We start from the raw sequence: 4,069 nt of genomic DNA on the forward strand, positions 1-4,069 counted from the left end.
ACTGTGGCCTGAGCCGGGCGCCGTCGCTCTATCTGTCTGGCACGATACTTGGTCCGTCGGAACTGCGCGACGAGGCCAAGGCACGGCGGCTAGCCGGCATCGCCGCGACCTATCTGACGCCGGCGCCGCTGGCGGAGACATTCGGCATCGACCGCGAAGGCGCCATTCTCAGCCACGGCAACATCGCGCTCGACCCGCGTAAGCTGACGGCTGGGCTGCTGCTGAAATCCCTTCAGCGCAAGGCTCGCTTCTACGCCCCCGTCGACGCGACAGTGATCGAGGATAGCGCCGAAGCTGTTGTCGTCGCGACCAGGGATGGCCCGACCATAACCGCGCGACATGTTGTTCTGGCCACCGGCTACGAACTTGTGGAGATCGTGCCGGCCGCGGCCCACCGGATCATCTCGACATGGGCGATCGCAACATGCCCGCAACCGCGAAAGCTCTGGCCGGACGCAGCGTTCATCTGGGAAGCGTCGGAGCCGTATCTGTATATGCGCACGACGATCGACGGCCGGGTCATTTGCGGCGGCGAGGACGAGGATTTTGTCGACGAAGCGCGGCGCGACGAGCTGATCGCCGACAAGAGCACACGCATCGCCGAGGAGCTCGGCCTGGTATTTCCGCATCTCGACACCAGGCCCGATTTTGCCTGGACCGGTTCGTTCGGCACCACAACCACCGGCCTGCCCTATATCGGCGCCATTCCCCGCCACCCGCGCATCTATGCAGTGATGGGCTACGGCGGCAACGGCATCACCTTCTCGCAGATCGCTTCCGAGATTGTCCCGGCTTCGATCAACGGGCTGGAGGACACGGATGCAAGATTGTTTGCCTTCAACCGCTGATCGCACCCGCAAACAATCCGTCATCACCTGATTGTAACGCATCTGAAACACACTTAAGTCTTTGGTGAAGTCGGCCGCGCGAGAATGGCTTGTGCGGCCTTCGTCTGAGGGAGAGCCAAATGGATTTCAGTGGTTTCGATATTGCGGTTGGTGCACTTGCCCTTCTGGTATTGGTGCTGCTGATCAAAGGCATCAGGACAATCCCGCAAGGCTACAACTATACGGTGGAGCGCTTTGGCCGTTACACCAAGACACTGAGCCCGGGTCTCAATTTCATTTACCCGTTCATCGACCGCATCGGCGCCAAGATGAACATGATGGAGCAGGTGCTCGACGTTCCAAGCCAGGAAATCATCACCCGCGACAACGCCATTGTCGGTGTCGACGGCATCGCCTTTTTCCAGATCCTCAACGCCGCTCAGGCCGCCTACCAGGTTTCCGGCCTGCAGAACGCCATCCTCAATTTGACGATGACCAACATCCGTACCGTCATGGGTTCGATGGATCTCGATGAACTCCTGTCGAACCGCGACGCCATCAACGAGCGCCTGCTGCGCGTCGTCGACGAAGCGGCCCACCCGTGGGGCATCAAGATCACCCGCGTCGAAATCAAGGACATCAACCCGCCGGCCAACCTTATCGAATCGATGGGCCGGCAGATGACCGCGGAACGCAACAAGCGCGCCCAGATCCTTGCCGCCGAAGGCCTCAAGCAGTCGCAGATCCTCGAGGCCGAAGGCCGCAAGGAAGCCGCCTTCCGCGATGCCGAGGCGCGCGAACGTTCGGCCGAGGCGGAGGCCCGCGCCACCCAGGTTGTGTCGGAAGCGATCTCCAAAGGCGATGTGCAGGCGCTGAACTACTTCGTTGCCCAGAAATACACCGAAGCGTTGGGCAAGATCGGCACTGCGACCAACAGCAAGATCGTGCTGATGCCCTTCGAGGCATCGTCGCTGATCGGTTCGCTCGGCGGCATTGGCGAGATCGCCAAGGAAGTCTTCCGCAGCGAGGGCACGACCGGCTCGCAGAGGCAGGCCGCGCGCCCGCCGGTCGTTCGCCCAACCGACAACTGAGGTCGAAACCAATGATCGACCGCATCGTTTCCGAACTCGGCCCGTGGAACTGGATGGTTCTCGGTTTCGTCCTGCTGGTGATGGAAATCATCGCGCCGGGTATCTTCATGCTGTGGATCGGCATCGCCGCGCTGATCATCGGCGCTGTGTCGCTGCTGATCTGGGACACCGGCTTCTGGACATGGCAGGTCCAGGTCCTCGCCTTCCTGGCGCTGTCGCTGGTCTCGGCCTATGTCGGCAAGAAGCTGGTCGGCAGCCGCAACGACCCGACCGATCAGCCGCTGCTCAACCGGCGCGGCGCGCAGATGGTCGGCAGGATGGCGACACTTGCCGAACCGATCCGTGACGGGCGCGGCCGCATCAAGCTGGGCGACACACTGTGGCGTGTCTCCGGCCCTGACCTGCCGGCCGGCACGCAAGTGCGCGTGACGGGTGCGGCCGATACGGATCTGGAACTGACCGTCGAGGCGGTCTGAACGTTCAGGCGGCGCCGATACGCAGCAGATCATGCAGGTGGATGAGGCCGACTGGTTTCCGGCCCTCCACCACCATCAGGCTGGTGATGGCTGAATTGTTGATCGTCTGCAGCGCCGTTGCCACCAGCGTGTCCGGCGTCGCGGTCTTCGGACCTCTTGTCATCACCTGATCCACCGTCATCGCCAGCAGATTGCTGCCGATGTGACGGCGGATGTCGCCATCGGTGATGATGCCGACCAGCGCACCGTCGACATCGGTGATCGCGACGCAGCCAAACCCTTTGCGCGACAGTTCCAGGATCGCGTCCTGCATGCCGGTGCCCGCAACCACCAGCGGCAGCCTGTCGCCGACATGCATGATCTCGCGGATCTGCGTCAAATTGGCGCCGAGCTGGCCGCCCGGGTGAAAGGTGCGGAAATGGTCCGGCGTGAAGCCGCGTGCTTCGAGCAGCGCGATCGCCAGCGCGTCGCCCATCACCAGTTGCAGCAGCGTCGATGTCGTTGGCGCCAGGCCATGCGGACAGGCCTCCGGAGCGCGCGGCAAAAGCAGCACCACGTCCGCCGCCCGCGCCAGCGCCGATGTCTCTCCGGCGGTGATGGCGATCAGCGGAATGGAAAAGCGCCTGGAATAGGCGACGATGCCCATCAGTTCCTTGCTTTCGCCCGACCACGACATGGCGATGATGGCGTCGTCCCTGGCGATCATGCCGAGATCGCCGTGGTTGGCTTCGGCGGGATGGACAAAGAAAGCCGGCGTGCCGGTCGAGGCCAGCGTCGCGGCGATCTTCGAACCGATATGGCCGCTTTTGCCGACGCCGGTGACGATGAGCCGGCCTTCAATCCCCGAGATCATCTCGACCGCCTGGGCGAAAGGCGCGGCCAGCCCATTCTCCAGCGCCTCGGCGAGGGCTGCGACACCGGCCTGTTCTGTCGCCACCGTCCTCAGCGCCGAAGCGATCGAGGCTTGCCTGTCCAAAGGCTTCTTATCCAGGGATCCCGCATGCATGGCTGATGCGATTAGCGCTTTGCCGGCGCGCTGTCCAACGGAAATGGCCCCAGGCATATCGCCCGAACGTGTGCGGTGGTTCAGACGACGGCAGGCGAGAAAACGCACGCGGTATGAATCCCTTTGGAAATCAGCGCTTCAGGCAGCTGACGGGCCGCTGCCTCAACCCTCCGTTAACCATCCCCATTTACGGTTCGGTAAGTATGGCGCGCGTGCGCCGCGCAAGCAGTGGTGGCGATGTCCGGGGTCCAGCCAGAAAATTCGACGGGACGTGGGGGCAAGGCGGTCTGCGCCTTGCTGCTGGCAACCAGCATGTTTGCCTTGCTGCGCCCAACGGCGCTCCATGCCCAGGAAACCGAACTGCGCGGCGAAGTTTCGGAATCGGCGATCCTGTCCGACCAGCAGCGCAAGGCGAGACAGCTGGCCTTGGCAGCGCAGGGTCAACAGCCGGCCAACGCCGCGCAGGACAACGCGCCGGCCCGCACCTATCTGCCGGCCAGCGCCGGTGCCGTGCCTGACGACGCTGACACTGGCGACGCCACCGCGACCGGCAGCCTCTTTGACCCGCCGGCAGCCACTGACGACACGTCCGTCGACACTGCGGCGCCGCCCAAGCCGCGCCGCCGCTCATCGGCCGCCAGGCAGAATGCGGCTGACCAAGCCAAGGAC

4 protein-coding genes and 1 pseudogene are annotated in these 4,069 nt (G+C 63.7%); 4 read left to right on the plus strand and 1 reads right to left on the minus strand.

Annotation, left to right across the window (positions count from 1 at the left end):
• From ENZ75_RS23685 to ENZ75_RS23695, 3 genes are all read left to right on the plus strand, one after another.
• Positions 1 to 848: FAD-binding oxidoreductase (locus ENZ75_RS23685; protein ID WP_164887959.1), on the plus strand; the 848-nt coding region annotated here is incomplete at its 5' end.
• Positions 849 to 967: 119 nt separating this feature from the next.
• Positions 968 to 1,918 (plus strand): SPFH domain-containing protein, encoded by a 951-nt coding sequence (locus ENZ75_RS23690; protein ID WP_013529726.1) that lies wholly within the window; start codon positions 968 to 970, stop codon positions 1,916 to 1,918.
• A gap of 11 nt (positions 1,919 to 1,929) precedes the next feature.
• Positions 1,930 to 2,394: an NfeD family protein gene (locus tag ENZ75_RS23695; protein WP_013529725.1), complete on the plus strand. Its 465-nt coding sequence runs from the start codon at positions 1,930 to 1,932 to the stop codon at positions 2,392 to 2,394.
• 4 nt (positions 2,395 to 2,398) lie between these two features.
• Here the strand turns inward: ENZ75_RS23695 and ENZ75_RS23700 are convergent, their stop codons facing one another.
• Complete coding sequence (locus tag ENZ75_RS23700; RefSeq protein WP_024502733.1) at positions 2,399 to 3,400, minus strand: KpsF/GutQ family sugar-phosphate isomerase; 1,002 nt, start codon at positions 3,398 to 3,400, stop codon at positions 2,399 to 2,401.
• A 237-nt stretch (positions 3,401 to 3,637) separates the two neighbouring features.
• On the opposite strand from ENZ75_RS23700, the pseudogene ENZ75_RS23705 reads away from it, so the two are divergent.
• Positions 3,638 to 4,069: pseudogene (locus tag ENZ75_RS23705) on the plus strand (hypothetical protein); the annotation flags it as partial.

The organism is Mesorhizobium sp. M7A.F.Ca.CA.002.04.1.1 (genome assembly GCF_004022805.1).
Classification (GTDB): domain Bacteria; phylum Pseudomonadota; class Alphaproteobacteria; order Rhizobiales; family Rhizobiaceae; genus Mesorhizobium; species Mesorhizobium ciceri.

What these genes read in the sequence shown, in the direction of transcription:
- ENZ75_RS23690 (WP_013529726.1), top strand. Translation starts at nt 968, where the DNA reads ATGGATTTCAGTGGTTTCGATATTGCGGTTGGTGCACTTGCCCTTCTG.
- ENZ75_RS23695 (WP_013529725.1), top strand. Translation starts at nt 1,930, where the DNA reads ATGATCGACCGCATCGTTTCCGAACTCGGCCCGTGGAACTGGATGGTT.
- ENZ75_RS23700 (WP_024502733.1), bottom strand. Translation starts at nt 3,400, where the DNA reads ATGCATGCGGGATCCCTGGATAAGAAGCCTTTGGACAGGCAAGCCTCG.